At 67.4% G+C, this 26135-nt stretch carries 20 protein-coding genes; 10 read left to right on the top strand and 10 right to left on the bottom strand.

The genetic code is table 11. From position 1 onward, the window contains the following. Nucleotides 1-159: 159 nt before the first annotated feature. Nucleotides 160-876, bottom strand: coding sequence for a polysaccharide deacetylase family protein (locus BOQ54_RS13005; protein WP_210187183.1), 717 nt, complete (start codon nt 874-876; stop codon nt 160-162). 309 nt (nt 877-1185) lie between these two features. On the opposite strand from BOQ54_RS13005, the gene BOQ54_RS13000 reads away from it, so the two are divergent. Next, nucleotides 1186-2067: a LysR family transcriptional regulator gene (locus tag BOQ54_RS13000; RefSeq protein WP_055457892.1), complete on the top strand. Its 882-nt coding sequence runs from the start codon at nt 1186-1188 to the stop codon at nt 2065-2067. A 6-nt stretch (nt 2068-2073) separates the two neighbouring features. On the opposite strand, the gene BOQ54_RS12995 is transcribed toward BOQ54_RS13000, so the two are convergent. From BOQ54_RS12995 to BOQ54_RS12980, 4 genes are all read right to left on the bottom strand, one after another. Beyond that, on the bottom strand, nt 2074-3630 hold the full coding sequence (locus BOQ54_RS12995; RefSeq protein ID WP_055457503.1) for a SpoVR family protein: 1557 nt from the start codon (nt 3628-3630) through the stop codon (nt 2074-2076). A gap of 12 nt (nt 3631-3642) precedes the next feature. After that, nucleotides 3643-4956 carry a YeaH/YhbH family protein gene (locus BOQ54_RS12990; RefSeq protein WP_055457502.1) on the bottom strand — a complete coding sequence of 438 codons (1314 nt, stop codon included), beginning with the start codon at nt 4954-4956 and terminating at the stop codon, nt 3643-3645. Between the two features lie 24 nt (nt 4957-4980). Continuing rightward, the gene (locus BOQ54_RS12985) at nt 4981-6930 is read right to left on the bottom strand and encodes a PrkA family serine protein kinase (protein ID WP_055457501.1); all 1950 of its coding nucleotides are present in this window, start codon (nt 6928-6930) and stop codon (nt 4981-4983) included. 255 nt (nt 6931-7185) lie between these two features. Next, complete coding sequence (locus tag BOQ54_RS12980; protein WP_055457500.1) at nt 7186-8109, bottom strand: AEC family transporter; 924 nt, start codon at nt 8107-8109, stop codon at nt 7186-7188. A 259-nt stretch (nt 8110-8368) separates the two neighbouring features. Here BOQ54_RS12980 and BOQ54_RS12975 point away from each other — a divergent pair, with 259 nt between their 5' ends. After that, complete coding sequence (locus tag BOQ54_RS12975) at nt 8369-9073, top strand: glutathione S-transferase N-terminal domain-containing protein (protein ID WP_071924043.1); 705 nt, start codon at nt 8369-8371, stop codon at nt 9071-9073. Nucleotides 9074-9414: 341 nt separating this feature from the next. Here the strand turns inward: BOQ54_RS12975 and BOQ54_RS12970 are convergent, their stop codons facing one another. Further along, nucleotides 9415-10386, bottom strand: coding sequence for a LysR family transcriptional regulator (locus BOQ54_RS12970; protein ID WP_071924042.1), 972 nt, complete (start codon nt 10384-10386; stop codon nt 9415-9417). 102 nt (nt 10387-10488) lie between these two features. Here BOQ54_RS12970 and BOQ54_RS12965 point away from each other — a divergent pair, with 102 nt between their 5' ends. Continuing rightward, nucleotides 10489-11355: an SDR family NAD(P)-dependent oxidoreductase gene (locus BOQ54_RS12965; protein WP_055457497.1), complete on the top strand. Its 867-nt coding sequence runs from the start codon at nt 10489-10491 to the stop codon at nt 11353-11355. 3 nt (nt 11356-11358) lie between these two features. On the opposite strand, the gene BOQ54_RS12960 is transcribed toward BOQ54_RS12965, so the two are convergent. Beyond that, nucleotides 11359-12312: an amidoligase family protein gene (locus BOQ54_RS12960; RefSeq protein ID WP_071924041.1), complete on the bottom strand. Its 954-nt coding sequence runs from the start codon at nt 12310-12312 to the stop codon at nt 11359-11361. Between the two features lie 58 nt (nt 12313-12370). After that, the gene (locus tag BOQ54_RS12955; RefSeq protein ID WP_071924040.1) at nt 12371-13546 is read right to left on the bottom strand and encodes a lytic murein transglycosylase; all 1176 of its coding nucleotides are present in this window, start codon (nt 13544-13546) and stop codon (nt 12371-12373) included. A gap of 327 nt (nt 13547-13873) precedes the next feature. On the opposite strand from BOQ54_RS12955, the gene BOQ54_RS12945 reads away from it, so the two are divergent. After that, nucleotides 13874-15685 carry an ABC-F family ATP-binding cassette domain-containing protein gene (locus BOQ54_RS12945; protein ID WP_071924039.1) on the top strand — a complete coding sequence of 604 codons (1812 nt, stop codon included), beginning with the start codon at nt 13874-13876 and terminating at the stop codon, nt 15683-15685. A 32-nt stretch (nt 15686-15717) separates the two neighbouring features. On the opposite strand, the gene BOQ54_RS12940 is transcribed toward BOQ54_RS12945, so the two are convergent. Continuing rightward, nucleotides 15718-16155 carry a VOC family protein gene (locus tag BOQ54_RS12940; protein WP_071924038.1) on the bottom strand — a complete coding sequence of 146 codons (438 nt, stop codon included), beginning with the start codon at nt 16153-16155 and terminating at the stop codon, nt 15718-15720. A gap of 230 nt (nt 16156-16385) precedes the next feature. Here BOQ54_RS12940 and BOQ54_RS12935 point away from each other — a divergent pair, with 230 nt between their 5' ends. Further along, nucleotides 16386-18278: a heavy metal translocating P-type ATPase gene (locus tag BOQ54_RS12935; protein ID WP_348626511.1), complete on the top strand. Its 1893-nt coding sequence runs from the start codon at nt 16386-16388 to the stop codon at nt 18276-18278. On the opposite strand, the gene BOQ54_RS12930 is transcribed toward BOQ54_RS12935, so the two are convergent. Next, entirely contained in the window at nt 18273-18821 is a 549-nt protein-coding gene (locus BOQ54_RS12930; RefSeq protein WP_245316208.1) for a MarR family winged helix-turn-helix transcriptional regulator, read from the bottom strand. The genes BOQ54_RS12935 and BOQ54_RS12930 overlap by 6 nt on opposite strands. A 117-nt stretch (nt 18822-18938) precedes the next feature. Between BOQ54_RS12930 and BOQ54_RS12925 the strand changes: the two genes are divergently transcribed. The 5 genes from BOQ54_RS12925 to BOQ54_RS12905 all read left to right on the top strand — a co-directional run bounded on the left by BOQ54_RS12925 (nt 18939) and on the right by BOQ54_RS12905 (nt 26133). Beyond that, complete coding sequence (locus tag BOQ54_RS12925) at nt 18939-20714, top strand: N-acetylglutaminylglutamine amidotransferase (protein WP_071924036.1); 1776 nt, start codon at nt 18939-18941, stop codon at nt 20712-20714. Between the two features lie 14 nt (nt 20715-20728). Further along, nucleotides 20729-22537 (top strand): N-acetylglutaminylglutamine synthetase, encoded by a 1809-nt coding sequence (gene ngg / locus BOQ54_RS12920; RefSeq protein ID WP_096335297.1) that lies wholly within the window; start codon nt 20729-20731, stop codon nt 22535-22537. After that, on the top strand, nt 22525-23694 hold the full coding sequence (locus tag BOQ54_RS12915) for an osmoprotectant NAGGN system M42 family peptidase (RefSeq protein WP_055457490.1): 1170 nt from the start codon (nt 22525-22527) through the stop codon (nt 23692-23694). The genes ngg and BOQ54_RS12915 overlap by 13 nt, the downstream gene beginning before the upstream one ends. Nucleotides 23695-23820: 126 nt before the next feature. Beyond that, nucleotides 23821-24450 (top strand): 2-dehydro-3-deoxy-6-phosphogalactonate aldolase, encoded by a 630-nt coding sequence (locus BOQ54_RS12910; RefSeq protein WP_071924035.1) that lies wholly within the window; start codon nt 23821-23823, stop codon nt 24448-24450. A gap of 351 nt (nt 24451-24801) precedes the next feature. Continuing rightward, entirely contained in the window at nt 24802-26133 is a 1332-nt protein-coding gene (locus tag BOQ54_RS12905; protein WP_063189879.1) for a hypothetical protein, read from the top strand. Nucleotides 26134-26135: the final 2 nt, after the last annotated feature.

Raw genomic sequence — 26135 nt, 5'->3', positions numbered from 1 at the left:
CCGGCCCGGTCCGATCGCGACACCGCCTATCGGGACGACGCAACTGCACAGGCGCCGCCCCCCGATCATCGGCCGGATCGGGCGCAATTTCCACTGTTGCGTGTATCGGCTGCGGGCGGCGTCTTCGCTCACGTTGTGGCGCGTGCGGGGCAGCGGGACTTAACGCGCCTGACGGTGCTGCACGTACCAGTCGGCGATCTCGCTGCCGGTGGCGAGCCACACCTCCTGTCGCGCGGTGATGTGGGCGAGGGCGCTGTCGAAGGCCCGCATGCGGTGCGGATGGCCGATCAGGAACGGGTGCAGCGCGATGGCCATCACCCGCCCGGTCACCGCGCCATCCTCATAGAGCCCGTCGAACTGGTCGCGAATGGTCCGCGCGAAATCCTCGCCCGTCTGACCGCGCTCGATGAAGGCTGCGTAGTCATTGATCTCGGCGGAATAAGGAAGCGACAGCATGCTGCCGTTCCTGACATGCATGGGATAGGGCTGCTCGTCATTGACCCAATTGGCGACGTAGCCGACCCCCGCCTCGGCGAGGAGGTCGAGCGTGCGGTGGGTTTCGCTCAGGCCCGGGCTCAGCCAGCCGCGTGGCCGCGTGCCCGTGGCCTCGGTGATGGTGTCGAGCACCGTCGTGACGAGGTGCCGCTCCTCCTCCTCGGACTGGGCGTTGATCATGGTGGAGTTGTTGGTGCCGTGCCCCATCCACTCCCAGCCGAGCGCCTTGCCGGCTTCCAGTATGCGCGGGTAGTGCCGAACGACGTCGGCGTTGAGGGCGGCCGTGCCGCGAATGCCGTGCCGCTCCATGACCTCCATCAGTCGCCAGATGCCGACGCGCACGCCATAGTCGCGCCAGGAATAGTTGAGCACGCCCGGCACGAAGGCGGTCGTGGATCGCCGCGCCCGGCCGATCAAACAGGAAGTGCTCGATGTTCGGGATGACCCAGACAGCGACCCGCGCGCCGTGCGGCCAGCGCAGGGGCGGGCGGTCGACGATGGCCGAATAGGGGAAGCGGCCGTGTTCCTGCGGTACTGCTGCAGTCTGTGACATGAATGGACTCCTTGCTCGCCTCGACCGAGGTCGCACTCGGCCGGTCGCAAGCGCTATAGAGCCGCTCGCAGGATAGAATAATCAGGCTTCAGTGACGAAGATTTCGGACTAAAATGTCCGAAATAGGGGAATCGCCCGTGGACAGCCTGCACGCCTTCAACGCCTTCATGCGTGCCGCCGAGGCGCGCAGCTTCACGGTCGCCGGCCGGCAACTCGGCGTGTCTTCGTCCGCCATCGGCAAGGCGATCGCGCGGCTTGAGGAGAGGGTTGGCGTGCGTCTGATGCATCGCTCGACGCGCGCGATCACGCTGACGGCGGAAGGGGCGCGCTTTCTCGAGCGCTGCCGCCGCATCTTCAGCGAGATCGAGGCGGCGGAGCTGGAGCTGGCGCAGACGCAGGGCACGCCGCGCGGGAAGCTGCGCGTGAGCCTGCCCCTCGCCGGCATGCTAATGATGCCGACGCTCACGGCCTTCATGCAGGCCCATCCGGCCATCGCGCTCGACCTCGACTTCACCGACCGGCTGGTCGATGTGGTGGAGGAGGGCTTCGACGTGGTGGTGCGGGCCGGTGCGGTGAGCGATTCCCGCCTGATGATGCGCGTCCTGGGCAGCTTCCGGCTCGGGCTCGTTGCCTCGCCCCGCTATCTGGCGCAAAGGGGCACGCCGCGCACGCCCGCGGATCTCGCCGGCCATGCCTGTCTGCACCATCGCTATGCGACGAGCGGCAAGCTCGAACCCTGGCCGCTCCGGCGTGGACCGGGCGAGCCGGATATCCCGGTGGCGGCCGTCGCCAACACCATCGAGCCGCTGATCGCAATGGCAGAGGCGGGGCTTGGCATTGCCTGCCTGCCGGATTTCGCCATTCGCCGACAACTCGCCGATGGGCGACTCTGCGCGGTGCTCGCGGAGCACACGGAACATGAAGGAACCTTCCGGCTGCTGTGGCCGTCAAGCCGTTACATGTCGCCCAAATTGCGCGTCTTCGTCGACTTCATGGCGCGACACCTCTTCGCACAATGAGGTTGCCTACTGGGACAATTGCGCCGTCGAACGCTCGTAGCGGGTCTCGCCGGTCGACGCATCGATGCCGCAAAGGCTGACGTCGTAGCCCCAGAGGCGGCGCACATGGCGTAGCGTGGCGTCGCGATTCTCCTCCTCCAGGAGGATGCCGTTCTTGATGTAATGGGCGAGTCGCAGGTGCCGGTTGCCGAGCAGGTCGACGTCGACCACCTGGATGTCGGGCAGGTTGGCACCGGTCTCGTAGTTGCGGGCAAGTGCGGCGCGAATCGCTTCGTAGCCGCGCTCGTTGTGGATGGAAGCCACCTCGCAGAAATTGTCGCCCGCCCTGTCGGACAGGAGGAAGAGCCGGAACTTCCGGATCAGCGCCGGGCTCAGATATTGCAGGACAAAGGACTCATCGCGGTGGTTGGCCCAGGCGTCGATCAGCGTGGCGCGCCAGTCGCCGCTGCCGGCAAGGTCGGGAAACCAGTCGCGGTCCTCCGCCGTCGGCTCCGTCGCGATGCGCTCGATGTCCTGCATCAGGGCAAAGCCCAAGGCATAGGGATTGATGCCGGAAAAACGCGGATCGTCGAAGTCAGGCTGGAAGACGACATTCGAATGGCTCTGCAGTATCTCCAGCATGGTGCCTTCGTTGATCTTTCCCTGATCGTAAAGGCGATTCATGATGAAGTAATGAACGAAGGTGGCGCAGCCTTCATTCATCACCTTGGTCTGGCGTTGGGGGTAGAAATACTGGGCAATGACGCGCACGATGCGGAGGATTTCCCGCTGCCACGGTTCCAGTATGAGGCTGTTCTTCTCGAGAAAATAGAGAAGGTTCTCTTCCGGCAGATTGAGGGCTTTCTTGCGCTCGGCTGCCTCCCGCTCGGCCTTGGAGAGGTTCTCTCCGTCGATGCTGTCGGCAGACGACGGCAATGTCCGCCACAGGTCGTTGTAGGTCTGTTCCTCGTATTCCAGCCGCTCGCGGGCGCGCTCGCGCTCCTTCTCCGAGGAAAGACGCGGCGGGCGGCGATAGCGGAACACGCCCTGGTCCATGATGGCGTGGGCGGAATCGAGGATCTCCTCGACGGCGGCGGTACCGTAGCGCTCCTCGCATTTCGTCACATATTTCTTGGCGAATTCCATGTAGCCGAGAATGGCGTTGGCGTCGGTCCACTGTCGGAAAAGATAATTGTTCTTGAAGAAGTGGTTGTGCCCGAAGGCAGCGTGTGCAGTGACCAGGGCCTGGATGGCCATGGTGTTCTCCTCCATCAGATAGCTGATGCAGGGATTGGAGTTGATGACGAGTTCATAGGCGAGGCCGCGCAGGCCCTTGCGGTAGAGATGGTCCTCGAAGACGAAGCGCTTGCCGAAGGACCAGTGCTGGTACATCAGCGGCATGCCGACCGAGGAATAGGCGTCGAGCATCTGCTCGGATGAGATGATCTCGATCTGATTGGGATAGACGTCGAGCCCGAGTTCCTCGAGCGCGATCGCCTCGATGGCGTCATAGGTGCGCGAGAGGGTGGCGAAGTTCCAGTCGGAGCCGGAAAAGAGGAGCGGTGAGGTTGGCCGTTTCGTCATCCCGATCCCCGTTCACTTGCGCTGCGGCGTCGTGGGCTGGCGGGCAAAGAGCTTGCGGAAGACCGGGTAGATGTCGGCCGGCCGCGCGATCCGCGTCATCTGGAAGTTGGGCCATGCCTCGTTCACAGTGCGGTAGGCCCGCCAGAGCGAAGTGCCGTTGTCGGTCGCGCCAAAGATCTCGGTCTCGCGTTCGTCGATGATCTCCACATAGGCGTAATACTGGCAAAGGCGCATCAATGGCCCGTTGAGCAGGGACGCGCAGCGCTCGGAATCGCCGGCGATATTGTCCCCATCCGATGCCTGCGCGGCATAGATGTTCCAGTCCCGTGCCGGATAGCGCTCCTCGATGATGCGTAGCATCTCCTCGAGGGCGGTGGAGACCACCGTGCCGCCGCTCTGGGTGGAATAGAAGAAGGTGTCCTCGTCCACCTCCCGCGCCTCGTCGGTGTGGCGGATGAAGACGATGTCGATGCGGTCATAGCGGCGCTTGAGAAAGAGGTGCAAGAGCACGAAGAAGCGCTTGGCGAGGTCCTTCTCCCGCTCGCCCATGGAACTCGACACGTCCATGAGACAGAACATCACCGCATTGGCGTTGGGCAGCGGCTGCGGCTCGAAGCGGTTGTAGCGAATGTCGACGGGATCGACATAAGGAATGCGCCGGCGCCGACGCTCCAGCCGCTCCAGCTCTGCGCGCAGTTCCTCGAGCCGCTGGCCGCGGCCGGCGGCGGGAGCGGCGGTCTCGAGCATCGCGATCTCCCTGGCAAGTGCCTCGACATCCGCGCGCCGCGGCCGGTGCAGGGCAATGCGCCGTCCGTAGCTGTTGCGCATGGTGCGGCCGACGTTGATGTTCGTCGGCGCACCGCTCGTCGCGAAGCCCGCCCGGCGCGGCTTGTACGACACGGTCTCCTTGAGGGAGAGCTTGATCATGTCGGGTAGCTCGAGGTCCTCGAAGAACAGGTCGAGCACCTCCTCGCGCGAGAGCACGAACTGGAAGTCGTCTTCCGCCTGGCCGCGGCCGGCCCGGGAGCCGGCACCGCCTGTCCCTCCGCCGGGCTTCGGAATCCGGTCGCCTGGCGTGAACTCCTTGTTTCCCGGCAGGATATATTGTCGCTGCCCGCTGGTACGAGCGGGCTGGAAGGTCGGTTCATCCGTGCCGCGCGCGGGCATCGGCACGCCCTGCTCGGCATCGACATCGGCGATCTTGCCCGCCCTGATCCGTTCCTTGACGACCCGCTTCAGCTCTTCGTGGGCACGCCGCAGGAAGCGCCGCCGGTTCCCGAGGCTCTTGTCCTTCGGGTTGAGGCGGCGATCGATGAAATTCGGCATCCGCTGACCTCGCCCATTGGCGCCTCACCCTGCCTTGTTGACACGCATGTACCAGTCGACGAGGCGCCGGACCTGCCGCCTGGTATAGCCACGCTCGACCATGCGGTGCACGAACTCGTCGTGCTGCTTCTCGGTGGCGCTGTCCTTCTTGGAGCCGAAGCTGATCACAGGCAGCAGGTCCTCAACCTGGGCGAACATGCGCTTTTCGATGACCTCGCGCAGCTTCTCGTAGCTGGTCCAGGCGGGGTTGCGGCCGTGGTTCCTCGCCCGGGCGCGCAGCGTGAACTTGACCACTTCGTTGCGGAAGTCCTTCGGATTGGCGATGCCCGCCGGTTTCTCGATCTGCGACAGTTCGCTGTCGAGGATCTCGCGGTTGAGAATCTGGCCCGTGTCGGGATCCTTGAAGTCCTGGTTCTCCAGCCAGGCATCGGCATAGGCGATATAGCGGTCGAACAGGTTCTGGCCATATTCGCTGTAGGATTCGAGATAGGCCTTCTGGATCTCGTGGCCGATGAACTCGGCATAGCGCGTGGCGAGCTCGGACTTGATGAAGTCGAGATAGGCGGTCTCCGTCTCCTTCGGGAACTGCTCGCGCCTGATGGCCTGCTCCAGGATGTACATGAGATGGACGGGGTCGGCCGCGACCTCCTTGGTGTCGTAGTTGAATGTCTCCGACAGGACCTTGAAGGCGAAGCGCGTGCTCACCCCGGTCATGCCCTCGTCGACGCCGGCCGCATCGCGGTATTCCTGCACGGGCTTCGCCTTGGGGTCGATATCCTTCAGGTTCTCGCCGTCATAGACCCGCATCTTGGTATAGAGCGGCGAGTTCTCGTGCTCGGCGAGCCGGGTCGAGACGGTGAAGCGGCTCAGGATCTCCAGCACCTCCGGCGCGCACGGAGCCTTGGCGAGAGCGCTTTCGCGCAGCAGCTTCTCATAGATCTGCCGTTCCTCGGTCACGCGCAGGCAATAGGGCACCTTGACCACGAGGATGCGGTCGAGGAAGGCCTCGTTGTTCTTGTTGTTCTTGAACTGCAGCCATTCGGATTCGTTGGAATGGGCGAGCACGATGCCCTGATAGGGGAAGGCGCCGAAGTTCTCGGTGCCGTTGTAGTTGCCCTCCTGGGTCGCCGTCAGCAGCGGATGCAGCACCTTGATGGGGGCCTTGAACATCTCGACGAACTCGAGCAGCCCCTGCGTCGTGCGGTTGAGGCCGCCGCTGTACGAATAGGCGTCAGGATCCGACTGGCTGTAGTTCTCGAGCTGGCGGATATCGACCTTGCCGACGAGCGAGGATACGTCCTGGTTGTTCTCGTCCCCCGGCTCGGTCTTGGCGATGGCGATCTGTCGCAGGCGCGAGGGCATCAGCCTGACGACGCTGAACTTGGAGATGTCGCCCCCGACCTCATCGAGGCGCTTCGCCGCCCAGGGCGAGATGAGGCCGGTCAGGCGCCGTCGGGCGATGCCATACTTGTCCTCGAGGAGGTCGGCCATGCGCTCGGGGTGAAACAGGCCGAGCGGCGACTCGAAGATCGGGCTCACGGTACCGTTGATAGCGAGGGTGTAGATGGGGCGCAGCTCCATCAGCTTCTTGAGCTGCTCGGCGAGCGACGACTTGCCGCCGCCGACGGGGCCGAGCAGGTAGAGGATCTGCTTGCGCTCCTCGAGACCCTGGGCCGCATAGCGAAAGTAGCCCACGATCCGCTCGATCGTGTCTTCCATGCCGTAGAAGTCGGCGAAGGTCGGATAAATCTTGATCGTTCTGTTGGAGAATATGCGACCGAGGCGTTCGTCTGCACTCGTATCGACGAGCGTCGGTTCTCCGATTGCATCGACCATCCGCTCCTGAGCGGTGGCATACATGCTCTTGTCGTCGCGGCATGCAAGAAGATAGTCCTGCAGACTCATCTCCTCCTGCGCCGTACTTCTATAAATCTCCGAAAAGAGATCGAAGACGTCGGATTCTCTCCTTTGCATCGTGCTCTCCCGCGGCAGGCCCGGTCTGTTGCGACGGGATGGCCATCGGCTCCTGCTCCCGGGGTGAACGATTTTGCACACCCACTGTTCCCTCTTCGGGAATGGGCACCGGCAGGCGCCCCAGCAGTCACCTTCGGGCTGTCACATCACACCTCCGGAGCGATCGATTGCCGACTCACCCGAGAATAATATAGGGCTCCGCCGCCCTTCTGAAATTGTTCTCTTCCATAATGTGATCGGAAGCGCTGTCGCCGGTCAGGGAACAAGTGCGGACAGGGCGAGTACAGCGGGGATGGTGCAGGCCGCGAGCACGGTCTGCGTGGCCGTGATCCCCGCCATCAGCGGCGCGTCGCCGCCGAGCTGCCGGGCGAGGATGTAGGAGGAGGAGGCGGTCGGCAGCGCCTGGAACATCAGCGCGATGGTCGCAGCCGGTGCGCCGAGGCCGGTGAGTCGCACGGCCAGCAGTGTCACCATTGGCATGACAAGGAATTTCGCCACGGAAGAGGCGATGACCGGGCCGATCCAAGAGCGGGCGGCGCCGAAGTCGAGTGCCGCGCCGACGCACAGCAGGCCGAGCGGCATGGAGGCGGCGCCGAGGGCTCGCAGCGCAGGCTCGATCCCGGCCGGCGGACGCATGCCGAGCCATTGCAGCAGAATGCCGCCGAGGCAGGCGACGACCAGCGGGTTCGTGACAATCAGCCGCAGGACACCGAGGGCTGCGACCCGCGCCGTGCCGAAGCGCGCGAAGACGAGGATGCACAGCAGATTGACCGTGGGCACGATGGCCGCGTTGCACACGGCGGCCAGTGCGATGCCCGGCGCACCGAAGACCCCGGCGGCGAGGCTCACCCCGATGTAGTTGTTGAAGCGGATGCTGCCTTGGAAGATCGAGGTGAAGGCGGCGCCGTCGGTGCGGAACAGCGGGCGGGCGAGGACGACGATGAGGGCCACCGTGACGGTGGCACCGACGAGCACGAGCGCCAACTCCTGCACGGGCAGGGCGTCAATGTCCGCCGTCGCGAGGCTGTTGAGGAACAGGGCCGGCAGCAGCACGAAATAACACAGCCGCTCGGCCTGTGGCCAGAACGCCTCGGCGATGAAGCCGGAACGGCGCAGCCCGTAGCCGAGCGCGATCATGAGGGCGACGGGCACGAGGGCGAGTGCGACTGGGCCGGTCACGCGCGCTGCCCCCCGGGTCGTTCTTCACCGTTCGACGGGCGCGGCTGCCTCAGCGGAAAGGCCGTCGGCGGCATCGTGATTCGTCCTCAGCTCATGCAGTGGCGGGTCCTGAATCTGCGGATAGCGCCTGCGGTGTCGGCCGGCAATTCCTCGGCACGCATGCGGCGGAGGCCATCGGCTCATGGCTGCAGCCGGGCTTGAGCGCCTTCATCCATCGGCTACGGTTGTGGGGTGATGTCCGTTCCTGAGGGAGCCCACGATGCCGGATCTGCGCGCCTTCCCGATTACGAAGCGCTGGCCCGCCGCCCATCCCGAGCGCCTGCAGCTCTATTCGGCGCCGACGCCGAACGGGGTGAAGGTATCGATCATGCTGGAGGAGACCGGGTTGCCCTACGAGGCGCACGCCATCGATCTCGGCGCCAACGAGACGTGGACGCCGGAATTCCTGTCACTCAATCCCAACGGCAAGATCCCGGCGATCATCGATCCCGACGGCCCCGGAGGCGCCCCGCTCGGCCTGTTCGAATCCGGCGCCATCCTGCTCTACCTCGCCGAGAAGACCGGGCGGCACCTGCCGCAGCACCCCGCACGGCGCTGGGAAACAATCCAGTGGGTCTTCTTCCAGATGGCCGCCATCGGGCCGATGTTCGGTCAGGTCGGCTATTTCCACAAGTTCGCCGGCCGCGAGATCGCCGACAAGCGGCCGCTGGAGCGCTATGTCCATGAATCGCGGCGCCTGCTCGGCGTGCTCGAGACGAGGCTGGAGGGCCGCGCCTGGATCATGGGCGAGGACTACACCATCGCCGATATCTCGATGCTCGGCTGGGTGCGCAACCTCATCGGCTTCTATGGTGCGGGGGACCTCGTCGGCTTCGACGGGCTGAAACATGTGCCGGCCTGGCTCGAGCGGGGTCTGGCGCGTCCGGCCGTGCAAAGGGGCCTCGAGATTCCGCGACGATCCTGATCTGGCCGGAGGGAACTCGCGCCTGCCGTCTTCGTCCGGCGGTCATCGAACGAAGGCGTTGAACGATGGCCGATGACGACGTTGCGCGCCTATGGGACTTGGTGGACAAGACCGGCTTCGGCCCTTTCACCACGCACGGTGGCGAGGATATTCGCTCGCGCCCCGTGGCGGCTGTCCCGAACCGGGACCGACAGGTGATTCCTTTTCTCTCCGGCGTGGCAAGCTGGACAGCCCGGATGATCCTTCCGTTCGCGCGTCCGGATGGTTGCGCCGGAAGGATGCCCAGCACTGGGATAGCCCGGGCACCATGGTGAGCGACATCAGGATCGTCGCCGCGGCCGTCACCGATAGCAGGCCGGCGATGAGGGACAACACCAAGGTTGGGCCGCAGCCGCGCCTTCCGCCCGCCGGGCCGGCCGCAGCACACGGCGGGCGACGTCGATGAAGGCGCGCAGCTTCGGTTGCGTCCCGGCCCGGCGCGGGAAATAGAGGAAGAGGCCCGGGCTGCGGGGCAGGAACGGCTGCAGCACCGGTACCAGCCGGCCGGTCCGGATCTCCGCCTCGGCGGCGATATCGGCGACATAGGCGAGGCCGAGGCCGGCCGCGGCGAAGGCGACGAGCAGGGCACCATCGTTGACGAGGAGGCCGCCCGGCGGGTCGATCGTCACTGAGCGGCCCTCGCGCTCGAATTCCCAGCGGTAGACGGCGCCCGATGTCGGAAACCGGTAGCGGATGGCCTCGTGCCCGGCCAGGTCGTCGGGCAACTCTGGTGTGCCGCGGGCGGCGATATAGGTCGGGCTTGCGACCACCGACCAGGCGATGTCGCGCGTGAGGCGCACCGCCACCATGTCGCGTTCCACGAATTCGCCGATGCGGATGCCGGCGTCATAGCCGTGGGCCGGCAGGTCGACCGTCGCGTCCTCGACGGAGATCTCGACGGACACCTTGGGATGGACCCGCCGCAAGGCCGGGATGACGGGCTCGACGACGAGCGGCACGGCCATGCGGGGGACGGTGAGACGCAGCAGGCCGGCCGGCTCCTCGCCCATCTCCCCAACAGCCTCGATCGCCCGGGCGATCTCGGCCGCCGCCGGCCCGGCGCGGGCAAGTAGGGCGGCGCCCGTCTCGGTCAGGCCCACCCGCCGGGTGGTCCGCAGGAAGAGTGGTGTGCCGAGCCGCGCCTCGAAGGCCTTCACCGCCTGGCTCACGGCTGCGGGCGACACGCCGAGCTTCGCGGCGGCAGCCGTGAAGCCGCCAGCCTCGGCGACGGCGAGGAAAGCGGCAAGGCCCGAGAAGGGATCCGACGAGGTCATGACCAATTATAAAGCGTTGCTTAACGGTTCACAAAGTTGAACCGGATTTTTCGCCCTAATCCGCATCGGTAGATTCCTCCGTGTTCAAGCGAGGAACATCCCATGGACATTCAATCACAGGAAGGCGGGCTGCCACGGCGGAGCCTGCTCGGCGGCATGCTGGCGGCCGGAGCCGTCGGCGGCAGCGGATTTGTCGCGGGACCGGCGGCGGCGCAGGTGGCCGGGCGGCTCGCGGGCAAGGTGGCGATCGTCACCGGCGGCACCTCCGGCATCGGGGCGGTGACCGTGGGTGCTCTGGCAGCAGCCGGCGCCAGGGTCGCCTTCAACGGCCGGCGGGAGGACCTCGGCCGCGCGGTCGAGCAGCGCGTGCGCGCGAGTGGCGGCGATGTCGTCTATCTGAGGTCGGATGTGCGCGACGCCGGCCAGATGGAGCGGTTCGTCGCCGACACGGTGGCGCGCTTCGGTGGTCTAGACATTGCCTTCAATAACGCGGGCATCGACCTGCCGCCCGCCCCGATCGCCGACACCGACATCGCCGGCTTCGACGACCAGATCGCCACCAACCTGCGCGGCGTCTTCCTGTCGATGAAATACGAACTCCCTCATCTCGTGCGCGCGAAAGGGGCCATGATCAACATGGCCTCCATCGGCGGGCGGCATGCCTTTCCCAACATCCTTGCCTACGGCGCATCCAAGGCCGCCGTCATCCACATGACGCGCGCCGCTGCCCAGGAATATGGACGCGACATGCGCATCAACGCCATAGCGCCGGGACCGATCGAGAGCCCGATGCTGGAGCGGGTGCGGCGCGACTGGAAGGTAACGACCGAGCAACTGGTCGCTCCCTACCCCATGCGGCGCGTCGGCACGGCGGAGGAGGTGGCCGCCCTGGTGCTGTTCCTGGCGAGCGATGAGAGCTCCTATGTGAGCGGCCATGTCATCGGTATCGACGGCGGCGACCTGCCCTAAGGCTCACGGGCCTGTCGCAAGGAGGGGGCTGCCGGCCAGCGCTCTGCGGCACGCGGCATCGAGCTTTGCGAGGTCGGCGGCCAGCCTCTCCACGCCGACCCAGCGCTTCCAATCCGCTGCGATGCTCCAGCCTGGCTCGCCGACCCACGCGAGCGGCAGGCGGTAGTGCAGCACCTCGCGCTTGCTCACCTTGTCCGTCAGGCGAGGGGCGATGCCCTCCGGATCGCGGTGCAGGAGGAGGGGCAGGAGGTCAAGCGAGCGCCGGCGCGTGGGATTGTCGGCGAGGTAGTCCTCGGCCAGCGTTTCCGCGTCCGGCCAGTAGTCCGGCGCCAGTACCTTCTCCACATAGGCCGGCGGATAGGCTGGCGGCGCGAAGAGGCGGGCGACGACGTCGGAATAGATCTCTTCGCGCAGCTGCGGCTCGAGAACGAGGAAGGCCTTGAGGAGCCGCACCAGGCTGTGCGGGCCAAGCGCCGGCAGGGCGATATTGAAGTGCAGGCCGAGCGCGCCGAAGGGCGTGATGCCGCGTCCGCGAGCGCCGGCTCGCCGCAGGACGTCGACGGCACGATCGGCAAGGTGCAGCGCGTCGAGTCGCAGGGGAGCGGTGATGAGCTCGCGCGGCACGAAGGGCGAGAGGGCTGCGCCGAGCCGCGCCGAAACGGGCGGCGAAAGGCGTGGCAGCGAGTGCTGCTGCGCGCGATGCGGATGGACATGCTGGACATCGAGCTCGACCGTGAGGTCGCCGATGGCGCTCGCCTCGAGATGCCAGGCGTGGGCATCCTCCTCCCGCACCAAGCCGCCGAATGCGGCGGCGAGCGCATCGACGGCGGCGCGGACCGGCAGCCCGATGAATTCCACTTCCACCCCGACCCTGCGCGGGCGGCCATCGGCCGTCAGCGGAACGGGCGGGGCATGGAAGCGGGGCTCGCGATCGTCCGAAGGGGCGAGGCTCTCCATTCTCCCGATGTGGGCATCGATGCGGCCGCTCGCCAGAGGCCGGCGCGGACGGCGGTCTCTAGCGCCCGCCGAGAGCCCGGTAGATCCTATTTCCGGCGCGGCCCGTCGGCGGCATGCCGAGGCGCTGTTCGGCGGCGGCGATCGCCTCGCGCGTCGCCGGGCCGATCTTCCCGTCCGCCTCGCCGATATCGTAGCCTTGCGCGATGAGAAGCTTCTGCAGCTGCAGGCGCTGGGCCCGTGACAGGCCCGGATCGTCCGTCGGCCAGGGCGTGCGCAGCGGCGGGTAGCCGGCCATGCGATCGGCGAGGTGGGAGATGGCGAGGGCGTAGGATTCCGCCTGATTGTAGGAATAGATGGCGTCGAAGTTGCGGAAGACGAGGAAGCCGGGACCGTTCGGCCCCGCCGGCAGCAGCAGGCCGGCCTGCGCCCCGCCGGAGAGCGGCGAGCCGTCGGCGCGGGTGATGCCACGCTGCGCCCAGGTGGACAGCGGCGCCTTGTTGCGCCGGCCCGTGGAACCGTTGTAGCCGGCCGGCACGCGTACCTCGAACATCCACGACTCGCCCTGGCGCCAACCCGCCCGCTTGAGATAGTTGGCCGTGGAGCCGAGCGCGTCCGCGACCGAGCTGACGAGATCGCGGCGGCCGTCGCCGTCGAAATCGACCGCGAGGCGCTGGTAGGTGGAGGGGATGAACTGCGTCTGGCCAAAGGCGCCGGCCCACGATCCGTAGAGCTTGTCGAGCGAGAGGTCGCCGCGCTGGACGAGCTTGAGCGCCGCCATCAGCTCGCCCTTCCAGAAGCTCGTGCGCCGGTTGCTGGCACAGGTCAGCGTCGCGAGCGCATGCGGCAGGAAAGAGCTGCCCGCTTCCTGGCCGAAGTCTGTCTCGACCCCCCAGACGGCCGCGATGACGAAGCGGTCAACGCCGAACTGGCGCTCGGCGGCGCGCAGGATGCTATCGTAGCGGCGCATCATGGCGCGCCCCTGGGTCACACGCTCCTCGTCGACGAGAAAGGCGAGATAGTCCCAGATCGGCGTCTTGAACTCGGGCTGGACGGTTGACAGGCGCAGCACCTTCTCGTCCGGGGCGGAGATGTCGAGCGCGCGGTCGAGGATGGCGCGGCTGACGCCCTGCTGTGCCGCCTCCTGTTTGAGGCCGGCGACGCAGGACTGGAACGAGGCGGCCGCGGGGCTGGCCAGCGTCACGGCGAGTGCGGCCCCGAGCAGCGTCGATCGCATGCGTCTTCCTCCTGTGCGTGTCCTGCCTCTTCGGCGGAGTCTAACCGATTCTTCGCCGGAGCCGACCCGCACGGTCAGCGGACGCGGCTGCTCGCGCTCACCGGGCAGCAGCTCGGCCCAGGAGGACCATCTGGCGATGCTGGCGGCGGCGCGCGAGCGCGATGCCGAGCGGGCCGTGGCCGTCCTCCTCGGCCATCTCGACACGGCGGCGGTGACGATCGACGCCTTCTTCCGCGAGCGGGCCGGCTGAGGGCCGCATTTGGCAGCGGCGCCCGGCTGCGCTAGATGGCGGGCCGAACCATCCCGCGCCGAAAGCATTTGAGCACCATGGCCCCGCCGCTCCTGCAACTGACCGACATCCACCTGACCTTCGGCGGCACGCCGCTCCTGACGGGCGCCGAGCTCAGCGTCGGCGAGGGCGAGCGGCTCTGCCTCGTCGGCCGCAACGGCTCGGGCAAATCGACCCTGCTCAAGATCGCCGCCGGTCTGGTCGAAGAGGACCGGGGCGAGCGCTTCGCGCAGCCGACGGCGACGATCCGCTACCTGCCGCAGGAGCCGGACCTGTCGGCCTTCGCGACGACGCTCGCCTATGTGGAGGCGGGGCTCGCGCCGGGCGACGAGCCCTACCGCGCGCGCTATCTCCTCGAGCAGCTAGGCCTCACCGGTGAGGAGGCACCCGCGAACCTCTCGGGCGGGGAGGCGCGCCGGGCGGCGCTGGCGCGCGTGCTCGCGCCGGAACCGGACATCCTCCTCCTCGACGAGCCGACCAACCACCTCGACCTGCCGGCCATCGAATGGCTGGAGAGCGAGCTCAAGAACATGCGCTCGGCGCTCGTCCTCATCAGCCACGACCGGCGCTTCCTCGAAAGCCTCTCGCGCGCCACCGTCTGGCTCGACCGCGGCATCACCCGTCGGCTCGGCAAGGGCTTCGCCGCCTTCGAAGCCTGGCGTGACGAGGTGCTGGAGCAGGAGGAGCGCGAGCGCCACAAGCTCGACCGCAAGATCGCCATGGAGCTGGACTGGCTGCGCTACGGCGTCACCGCCCGGCGCAAGCGCAACCAGCGGCGCCTCGGCGAACTCGGTGCGATGCGCAGGGAGCGGCGCGAGCAGCGCCGCGTGCTCGGCAATGTCGACATGACGGTGAGCGAGGCGGAGCTGTCGGGCACCCTCGTCATCGAGGCGAAGCACATCGCCAAGGCCTATGGCGAGCGCCGCATCGTGGAGGATTTTTCCATCCGCATCTTCCGCGGCGAGCGCGTCGCCATCGTCGGCGCGAACGGCGCCGGCAAGACGACGCTCGTCGAGATGCTGACCGGCCGGCTCGCGCCCGATGCCGGCACGGTGCGGCTCGGGGCGAACGTCGCCATGGCGCGGCTCGACCAGACGCGCTCGGCCCTCGATCCGGAGGCGAGCCTGACGGAGGTGCTGACCGACGGAGCGGGCGACAGCGTCGTCGTCAACGGGCAGTCGCGGCACGTCGTCAGCTACATGAAGGACTTCCTCTTCTCGCCGGAGCAGGCGCGCACGCCGGTCAAGGTGCTCTCCGGCGGCGAGCGGGCGCGGCTGCTGCTTGCCAAGGCCCTTGCCAGCCCCTCGAACCTCCTCGTGCTCGACGAGCCGACCAACGACCTCGACCTCGAAACCCTCGACCTGCTGCAGGAGATGCTGGCCGACTATGCCGGCACCGTCCTCCTCGTCAGCCACGATCGCGATTTCCTCGACCGGGCGGCGACATCCGTCCTGATGGCGGAGGGGCAGGGGCGCTTCGTCGAATATGCCGGCGGCTACAGCGACATGGTCGCCCAGCGCGGCAGCGGCGTCGACGCGCGCGCGGTGGAGAAGGCGAAGGCCCAGAAGCCGCCGAAGCCGGCGGCCGAGAAGCCGGCCGGGCCGGCGCCCCGCAAAAAACTGAGCTTCAAGGACAAGCACGCGCTCGAGACGCTGCCCGCCCGCATCACCGAACTGGAAAAGACGGTCGCCGAACTGGCCGCAAGGCTCTCCGACGAGGCGCTCTATGCCCGCGATCCTGACGGCTTCGCGCGGGTGAGCGCGAAACTCGCCGAGGTGCAGGGCGAGCTGTCGGCGGCGGAGGAGCGCTGGCTCGAGCTGGAGATGCTGCGCGAGGAGCTGGAGGGGTAGACGGAGCGCAGGTCGGCGAACTGCAGGCGCGCTCAACTGAGTTCCTGGGCGAGTCCGATGAGAAGCCCTTCAGGCCCGCGGATGTAGCAGAGCCGATACGCGTCCTTGTACTGGACGACTTCGCCGACGAGCTGCGCGCCGCGGTTGCGAAGCTTTTCAAGCGTCTCGTCGATATCGTCCACGGCGAACATGACGCGGAGATAGCCTAGAGCGTTGACCGGAGCGGTCCGGTGATCCGCGGCCACAGGCGGCGAGAGGAAGCGGGATAGCTCGAGCCGGCTGTGGCCGTCCGGCGTGCGCATCATGGCAATCTCGACACGCTGGCCGGCGAGCCCAGTGACACGTCCGGCCCATTCTCCTTCGATCGTGGCCCGCCCTTCGAGCGCGAGACCGAGCTCGCGAAAGAAATCGATCGCTCCGCCGAGGTCTTCGACGACGATTCCTACGTTGTCCATCCGTTTGAGCGCCATATGTGCAATCTACAAGGTGTGATCTGGGCCGTAAACTCATCGATCTGCTTTCCAGGTGAGCAAGCGGTTGATAGAGGGGTTCGGAAGGGAGGCCTGTGATACGTGGCAGCTCTTCGCCGCTCGTCTCCCGATAGAAAGCTTGCGGTTCGGACGGTTTGCCGCGCTTGTCCTTGATGCATCGCGCTGCATAGTGGTGCTGCCGCGCCGTGCGGCGGTGCCGGGCCTTCGCCTTGTCCGAGAGCGTTGCCAGACTGCGTCCGTTCCTCGTGCTCCTCGCCATGCTCGGGCTCGCCGGCGGGTTCGCGCTGCGCATGGCCGGCCATGGTGCGGCTGCGCCCTATGTCTGGGCGGCGGCGACGGCGCCGGTGCTCGCGGTGCTCGTCGTCGAGATCATCACCAGCCTGCGCCGCGGCGACGTCGGGCTCGATATCGTCGCCGCCTTGTCCATGTCGGGGGCGCTCGTTCTCGGCGAGACGCTCGCCGGCGCCGTCGTGGCGCTGATGTATGCCGGCGGACAGTATCTCGAATTCTACGCGGAAGGCCGGGCCCGGCGGGAGATGCGGGCGCTGCTCTCGCGCGTGCCGCGCAGCGCCCTGCGCTACGACGGGGAGGGACGCATCACCGAGGTGCCGCTCGCCGACATCCACCCCGGCGAGCGCCTCCTGATCCGTCAGGGCGACGTGCTGCCGGTGGACGGGCGCGTCGTCGACGAGCCGGCGATGGTCGACCAGTCCGCCATCACGGGGGAATCCGTTCCGGTGCGGCTGTTGCCGGGGCGGGAGGCGCTGAGCGGCACGACGAACATCGGCGCTGCCTTCGATCTCCTCGTGCTGAGGCCGGCGGCCGAGAGCACCTATGCCGGCATCGTCCGCCTCGTCGAGGAGGCGCAGAAGGCCAAGGCGCCGATGGCGCGCCTCGCCGACCGCTATGCCATCGCCTTCCTCGCCGTGACCGTGCTGCTCGCCGGCGCCGCCTGGCTCGTCAGCGGCGACCCGGTGCGGGCGCTCGCCGTGCTCGTCGTGGCGACGCCGTGCCCGCTCATCCTCGCCGTGCCCGTCTCGCTGGTCGCCGGCCTGTCGCAGGCGGCGCGGCACGGCGTGCTGATCAAGGGCGGCGGGGCGCTGGAAGCCCTGTCGCAGGCGCGCACCGCCGTGCTCGACAAGACGGGGACCCTGACCTTCGGTCGCGCCCGCCTCGTCGATGTGCGGGTCTTCGCCGGGGCGAACGGGGATGATGACGTCGATGCCGACGAGGCACTGCGGCTCGCCGCCTCGCTTGACCAGGCCTCCGCGCATGTCGTCGCGGAGGCGCTGATCGAGGCGGCGGGAGAGCGCGGCCTCGCCTTGTCGGCGCCGCATGAGGTGAGCGAGACGGCCGGGCGGGGGCTCGCTGGCCGGGTGGAGGGGCGGCCGGTCGCCGTCGGCAGCCTGTCCTATGTCGGCGAATATCTCGACGGGGCCGTGCCGCCGATCGAGGGCATGGACGGCAGCACGGCGGCGGTCGCGGTCGCGGTGGACGGGCGCCTCGCGGCGGTGCTGCTGCTCGCCGATCTCCTGCGGCCGGATGCGGCGGGCCTGCTCGCGCGCCTGGAGCAGGAGGGCGTCTCCCGGCTCGTCCTCGCCTCCGGCGACCGCAGCGACATCGTCGCCGAGATCGCCGCCGGCCTGCCGTTGGCGGAGGCCCGCGGCGACCTGTCCCCGCAGGACAAGCTCGGCATCGTGCGACGGGAGCGCGGCCGGGCCATGGGCGCGGTCATGATGATCGGAGACGGCATCAACGATGCGCCGGCGCTCGCGGAGGCGGACGTCGGCATCGCTGTCGGCGCACGCGGGGCGAGCGCCTCGGCGGAGGCGGCCAATGTCGTGCTGCTGGTGAAAGGGCTTGCGCCGGTGGCGGATGCGCTCGTCATCGCCCGGCGCTCGCGGCGCATCGCGCTTCAGAGCGTCTATGTCGGCATCGGCCTGTCAGGGCTCGGCATGCTCGCGGCCGCCGCCGGCTTCCTCGCGCCGGTGCAGGGCGCGCTGTTGCAGGAGGTGATCGACGTCGCCGCCATCATGAACGCGCTCAGGGCGCTTGCGCCGGCGCCGGGCGTGAGCGCGCCGGGGGCGCCCAAGGGCTCATGAGCCGGTGGGCGCGGGCACCACGCTCCCTGTCTTCTCCATCATGTCGGCGAGGTTGCGCACGGCGCTGACGAGACCGGCGCGTTCACCGGCGGGCAGGGCCGCGAGCATGGCCGCCGCCTCGTCGGGCAGGAGGGACGGGGCTGCCGCGAGCACGTCCCGCCCCGCCGGGGTCAGCCGGGTGTGGACGATGCGCCGGTCGACGACGTTGCGGTAGCGCTCGACGAGGCCGCGCCCCTCGAGCTTCTCCAGGGTCACGACGACGGTTGCCGGCGTCAGGTCGGCATAGCGGGAGAGGGCGTTCGTCGTCACCTCGCCGAGGTCGGCGACACCTTGCAGGATGACGATCTGCGACGTGGTGAGGCCCACCGAGCGCGAGATCGCCTTCGAGCGCGTCTCCATTACATGCACGATGCGGCGGATGGCCTTCAACAGGGCCTGCAGGTCGTCCTGCGCCGGCAGGATGCGCATGGAACCACCGGCGCTCGATCCGGCTTCCCCCAGCCCGGAACCCACCGGGACTGTCTGACGTTCATCAACTTTCATGGCTTGCTCCGCCATTGATTTGACATCAAAACATTCGCCTTGTAAAGATTAGATATCAAATTATCTATCGTGAGGCGCCGGCCTGAAGCGCCGGTCATCGGGGAGATCGACGGATCGATGTGCGGAATTTGTGGTGAGCTGAGGTTCGACGGACGCTCTGCGGACATCGCCATGCTGGAGCGGATGACGGGGGTGATGACACCGCGCGGACCCGATTCCGGCGGCGTCGTGGCGCGCGGCCGCGTCGGCTTCGGCCACCGGCGCCTCAAGATCATCGATCTCACCAACAAGGCCGAACAGCCGATGGTCGACGCCGACCTCGGCCTGACGATCGCCTTCAACGGCTGCATCTACAACTACCCCGAACTGCGCGAGGAACTCGCCGGCCTCGGCTATCGCTTCTTCTCGCACGGCGACACCGAGGTGATCCTCAAGGCCTATCACGCCTGGGGCATCGATTGCGTCAAGCGCTTCAACGGCATGTTCGCCTTCGCCATCCACGAGCGCGACAGCGGCCGTGTCGTCCTGGCCCGCGATCGCTTCGGCATCAAGCCGCTCTATCTCGCCGAGGCGGACGGTGCGCTGATGTTCGCCTCCTCGCTGCCGGCACTGGTGGCGACGGGCAAGGTGGACGTGACGATCGACCGGGTGGCGCTGCAGCATTACATGACGTTCCACGCCGTGGTGCCGGCTCCGCGCACGATGCTCAGCGGCGTGCGCAAGCTGCCGCCCGCGACCGTGCGGGTGATCGAGCCGGACGGCACGCAGAAGGATACGCAGTTCTGGCGCCTCGATTTCACGCGCACGCCCGCGGACGTCGCGCGCTCGGCCGAGGAGTGGCGCGACATGGTGCTCGCCTCTCTGCGGCAGGCCGTGAGGCGGCGCATGGTGGCAGACGTGCCGGTAGGCGTGCTGCTCTCGGGCGGCGTCGATTCCAGCGTCATCGTCGGCCTTCTGGCCGAGGAGGGGCAGAAGGGGCTGATGACCTTCTCCATCGGCTTCGAGGAGGCGAACGGGGAGAAGGGCGACGAGTTCGTCTATTCGGATCTCATCGCCCGGCACTACGACACCGACCACCACAAGATCTTCATCCCCTCAACGCGCATGCTGGAGGCGCTGCCGGCGACCATCGAGGCCATGTCCGAGCCGATGGTGTCCTACGACAATGTCGGCTTCTTCCTCCTGTCGCAGGAAGTGGCGAAGCACATCAAGGTGGTGCAGTCGGGGCAGGGGGCGGACGAGATCTTCGGCGGCTATCACTGGTATCCACCGCTCGCCAGCTCCAACGCGCCGGTCGACGACTATGCCCGCCATTTCTTCGACCGGGACAACGGGCGGCTCGGCACGCATCTCAATCCCGAGTGGCACCTGACGCGGGACGAGGCACGCGCTTTCGTCGAAGAGCACTTCGCCATGCCCGGCGCGGACGATCCCGTCGACAAGGCGCTGAGGCTCGATTCCACCGTGATGCTGGTGGACGATCCGGTGAAGCGCGTCGACAACATGACGATGGCGTGGGGTCTCGAGGCGCGGGTGCCCTTCCTCGACTACGAGCTGGCGGAACTCGCCGCGCGCATCCCGTCCGAGCACAAGCTCAGCCAGGGCGGCAAGGGCGTCCTCAAGGAGGCGGCGCGGCAGGTCATCCCGCACGAGGTCATCGACCGCAAGAAGGGCTATTTTCCGGTGCCGGCCCTCAAATACATCGAAGGGTCGACGCTCGAGATGGTCGAGTCGGCGCTGACCTCGCAGAAGGCGCGCGAGCGCGGCCTGTTCGACCAGCGCTATCTCGAGCGGCTGTTCGCCGACCCCAAGAGCGCCATCACGCCCCTTCGGGGCTCCGAGCTGTGGCAGGTCGCCCTGCTCGAGATGTGGCTGCAGACGCACGGGCTTTGACCGGGGAGACAGGCATGACGGGTTCGACATCGCGGCGCGGGCGCGGCGCCTATGCCCACCGCCTCGAGCGCATGCGCAACCAGGCCATGGTGCCGCCCTTCGGCGAGGGGCGCGAGAGCGATACGCAACAGACGAAGACAGGGGCCGCGGTCGACTGCGGCTGGGGGCGCCTCCTCTTCGGCCAGACCTTCGAGAGCGCCGAGGCGCTCGTCGAGACGATGCGCGCCGAGGCGCCGGAGCGGCGCGACATCGCCGTCTACGTGCGCGACCCGCACGTGGTGCTGTCGCTCGCGCCGCAGGAGATGTTCCTCGATCCCTCGCACACCTACCGGCTCGACCTCGCGACCTACAAGACGGCCCGCCGGCGCCCGGCCGGCTTCTTCATCCGGCGCCTCGCCTCGGCCGGCGATGCCGATGCGGTCAACCGCATTTACGCGACGCGCGGCATGGTGCCCGTGCGGCCCGACTTCTTCTGGTCGCAGCGCGACAGCCGTGCTGTGACCTGCTTCGTCGTCGAGGACGAACTTACGGGCAACGTCATCGGCACGGTGATGGGCGTCGACCACGGCCGGGCCTTCGGCGATCCGGCCCGCGGCTCCTCGCTCTGGTGCCTCGCGGTCGATCCCCAGGCGACTCGGCCCGGCATCGGCGAGGCGCTGGTGCGCCACATCGTCGAATATTTCAAGGCGCGCGGCGCCGCCTTCACCGACTTGTCCGTGCTGCACGACAACGAGCAGGCCATCGCGCTCTACGAGAAGCTTGGCTTCTATCGCGTGCCGTTCTTCACCCTGAAGCGCAAGAACCAGATCAACGAGCGGCTGTTCGTCGGCCCCGGGCCCGAGGCGGAGCTCAACCCCTACGCCCGCATCATCGTCGACGAGGCGCGCCGCCGCGGCATCGACGTGCAGGTGACGGATGCGCCGGGCGGCTTCTTCCGCCTCTCCTACGGCGGGCGCACGGTGCATTGCCGCGAGAGCCTGTCCGAGCTGACGACCGGCGTCGCCATGTCCATCTGCGACGACAAGGCCGTTACCCGCCGGGTCGTCGAGCGGGCGGGGCTCACCGTTCCGGCGCAGATCGAGGCCGACGGCCGGGAGGCGCTGGAGGCCTTCCTCGCCGAGCATGGCTCGCTGGTCGTCAAGCCGGCGCGCGGCGAGCAGGGCCGGGGCATCGCCGTCGGTGTGGAGACGATGGAGCATCTCGAAGAGGCCATCGCGACGGCCAAGCTCTACTGCGACCGCGTGCTCGTGGAGCAGCGCGTCGCGGGCGAGGACCTGCGTCTCGTCGTCATCGACTATCGTCTCGTCGCCGCCGCCGTGCGGCGGCCGGCGCGGATCGTGGGAGACGGGCGCGCCACCATCCGCGAGCTGATCGAGCGCCAGAGCCGCCGGCGGGCGGCGGCGACGGGCGGGGAATCCACCATCCCGCTCGATGCCGAGACGGAGCGCTGCGTGGCGGCGGCCGGCTACGGTCTCGACGATGTCGCTGACCAGGGCGAGGAGATCGCCGTGCGGCGCACCGCGAACCTGCACACCGGTGGCACCATCCACGACGTGACCGGCGAGGTGCATCCGCGCCTCGTTGCGGCGGCGGTGGCGGCGGCGCGGGCCATCGAGATCCCCGTCGTCGGCATCGACCTCATGGTGCGCTCGCCGCGCGAGCCCGACTATGCTTTCATCGAGGCGAACGAGCGGCCCGGCCTCGCCAACCACGAGCCGCAGCCCACGGCCGAACGTTTCGTCGACCTGCTGTTCCCGCTCTCGGTGCCGACGGCGGTGCGGCAGGCGGCGCTTCTCGAGGGGCGGGACCGATGCAGCGCCTGACCATCGACACGGCCTATCTCGCCGCCGTGCTGGCACGGCTCCTGAACATCCCGAGCCCGACGGGCTACACCGATACGATCGTGCGCGAGGTCTGCCTCGAGATCGAACGGCTCGGCCTGTCCTACGAGCTGACGCGCCGCGGCGCCATCCGCGCCGTCCTGCCGGGACGGGAGAGCAAGCCGGCGCGGGCCCTCATCGCCCATGTCGACACGCTCGGCGCACAGGTGAAACGGCTGAAGGAGAACGGCCGGCTCGAGCTCGTGCCGATCGGCACCTGGTCGGCCCGTTTCGCCGAGGGCGCGCGCGCGACGATCTTCGCCGAGAAGGGCGCCTATCGCGGCACCATCCTGCCGCTCAAGGCCTCGGGCCATATCTTCAACGACGAGGTCGACAGCCAGCCCACCGGCTGGCCCTACGTGGAACTGCGCGTCGACGCGCTGGCCCGCAGCCCGCGCGACCTTGTCCATCTCGGCATCGACGTCGGCGACACGGTCGCCATCGACCCGCAGCCGGAGTTCCTGCACAACGGCTTCATCGTCTCGCGCCACCTCGACGACAAGGGAGGCGTCGCCATCCTTCTGGCTGCGCTCAAGGCCCTCAAGGCCGAAGGCGCGCAGCCGGAGGTGGATACGCACTTCGTCTTCACCATCGCGGAGGAGACAGGGGTCGGTGCCTCGGCGGCGCTCGCCAACGACGTTGCATCGATCGTCGCCATCGACAACGGGACGACGGGGCCGGGGCAGAACTCGGACGAGTTCGGCGTTACCATCGCCATGGCGGACCAGACGGGGCCGTTCGACTTCCACCTGACGCAGAAGCTGGTGCGTCTGTGCCGTGACAACGACATCCGCTATCAGAAGGACATCTTCCGCTTTTACAGGTCGGATTCCGCCTCGGCGGTGGTCGCGGGGCATGATGTGCGCGCAGCCCTCATCACCTTCGGCATCGACGCCTCGCACGGCTACGAGCGCATCCACATGCATGCACTGCGCTCCATCGCCGAACTGGTGACGGCCTATGTGCTGAGCCCGGTCGAGATCCGCCGCGACGCGGAGGAAACGAGCCCGACGGTGCGCGGCTTCACACGCCAGCCCATGGATGAGGCCGAGCAGCAGCCCGGGCTCGTCGACGCGCCCGATCCGGCCGGAGATCCGTGAAAGCGCAAATGTCAGCGCATGGCGAGCCGGCATGATCAGCTTGATCGGCATGGCTCGCGGCGCCGGTCTGCGCTAAACGGAGCGGCATGAGGCGGCGGACCCCGCAGCCGGCCCCGGGAGGAAGCGATGCGTCTCGTCGAAGCTCTGGCAACCCGCCCGCTTATCGCCATCCTGCGCGGGGTGGCGCCGGACGAGGCCGTTGCCGTCGGCCAGGTGCTGGTCGATGCGGGCTTTTCCATCGTCGAGGTTCCTCTCAACTCGCCTCAGCCCCTCGACAGCATTGCGCGCCTCGCGCAGGCCTTCGGCGAGCGCGTACTGATCGGCGCCGGTACGGTGACGACGACTGCGGAGGTGAAGGCGGTGGCCGACGCGGGCGGGCGCATCGTCGTCAGCCCCCATTTCGACGAGGCGGTGGTGACGATGGCGCTCGGGCGCGGGCTCGACGTGCTCCCGGGCTGCATGACCCCGTCGGAGATCTTTGCGGCACGCCGGGCCGGCGCCGAGGCGGTGAAGATATTCCCGGCGGAAGTCGTCGGCATGGCGGGGGTCAAGGCGCTGCGCTCGGTCCTGCCGCAGGATCTGAAGATCTTGCCCGTCGGGGGCATCTCGCCGGAGAACATGGCCGAATTCGCGCGGGCCGGCGCCGATGGCTTCGGCATCGGCTCGGCCCTTTACAAGCCGGGCATGACGCTTGAGCAGATCGCCCGCGCGGGCGAACGCTTCGTGGCCGCGGGCGCGGTGGCCTTCGGCGCCTGATAGCGGCGATCCATCAGCAACTTCCGCTCTGTCGCTCGGCCTGCCGTTCCCTGCGGGAGGGGCGGACGTCGTGCCGCCTCGGACGTTCGAGGAACGCATTCTCGCACCCGCGCCGGTGAACTCTCGATTGGGCTTCTTCCATCTGCGCTAATTGAAACGCATTAGTTGATAGGCTTCTCCTCCTCTCCCGGAATGACATACTCGCGGGGTCAAGAAGAAGCGACACAATGGCTTGGTTGAAACCTTCGGGCTTCGACAACCTCGGTGCCATTCGTCGACGCTGTGTAATCGAACCTGTCTCGTATTCATAGAGAAAAGTGCTGCGTTTCTATTCTGCGAGGGAGAGACGATATGCCCCTGAACGACAATGACACCTACGAAGTCGACCAGAATAATGGCTTGAACGATTCCGACTTCAACATGAATGTCGGCACGGCGAACCAAGTCGGCCTCTTCAATTTCGGCGGTGCCGTGCAGGGCATCAGCAGCGGCGGCAACGGCCAGAGCAACACGTCCTGGATCACGGATGCCGGCGGCGCTGGCGGCTGGTTCAACGGAAATGACTATTATTCCGTCGACCAGGACAACGAGATGCTCGACAGTGACGCCAACGCCAATGTCGGCACGCTCAACCAAGCCGGGCTGTTCAACTTCGGCGGCCTGGCGCAACAGACGACGAGTGGCGGCAACGGACAGTCCAACACGTCCGCCATTCAGGACAGCGGCTTCGCCGGCGGCTGGTTCAACAACAACGACGAATACCGGGTGGACCAGTACAATGGCATGGCCGATAACGACCAGAACATGCAGGTCGGCAACATTACGCAGATCGGCGGTCTGAATTTCGCAGGCGTCGATCAGAGCATCACGAGCGGCGGCAACGGACAGAGCAACAGCACCTGGATCGGCGACACGGGCTTCTCGTTTGGCCTCGGCAACGGCAACGACAGCTACTGGACCGGCCAGACCAACAACATGTACGACAACGACGCCAACGCCAACGGCGCCGGTATCGCGCAGTTCGGCGGCCTCAACATCGCCGGAGTGGGGCAAAGCATCGACAGTGGCGGCAACGGCCAGTCCAACACCTCCAACATCTCCGACTTCAGCCTCGGTCTCGGGGCCTTCAGCGACAATGACCACTATGAGGTGAGCCAGTTCAACGGTCTCTACGACAACGACCAGAACATGAACCTGACCACCATCCAGCAGGCCGGGTTCGGGAATGTCGCAGGCGTGGGGCAGAGCATCGTAAGCGGCGGCAACGGACAGTCGAACACCTCCAACATCAGCGACTTTGGCCTCGGCTTCGGCGCCGGCAGCAACAATGACGAGTTCGATGTCGGCCAGCAGAACATCATGTTCGACAACGACATCAACACGAATGTCGGGGTGGTGGCACAACTCGGCTTCGGCAATGTCGCCGCGATCGACCAGAGCATCACGAGCGGCGGCAACGGCCAGAGCAATACGTCGTGGATCGGTGACAGCGGTTTTGGCGGCTTTGGCAACAGCAACGACAGTTACAGCGTCAGCCAGGCCAATTACCTCATGGACAACGACAGCAATACCAACGCTGCCAGCGTCTCCCAGGCGTTCGCCTTCAACTTCGCCGGCTTTGACCAGGATATCGTCAGCGGCGGCAACGGCCAGAGCAACACGAGCGCCATCGACGACGCATAGCC

Origin of the sequence: Chelatococcus daeguensis (assembly GCF_001887265.1) — a bacterium.
Lineage (GTDB): Bacteria > Pseudomonadota > Alphaproteobacteria > Rhizobiales > Beijerinckiaceae > Chelatococcus_A > Chelatococcus_A sambhunathii.
The sequence above is the reverse complement of the archived record's forward strand: the minus strand, read 5'-3'. Positions and strand labels throughout refer to the sequence as shown.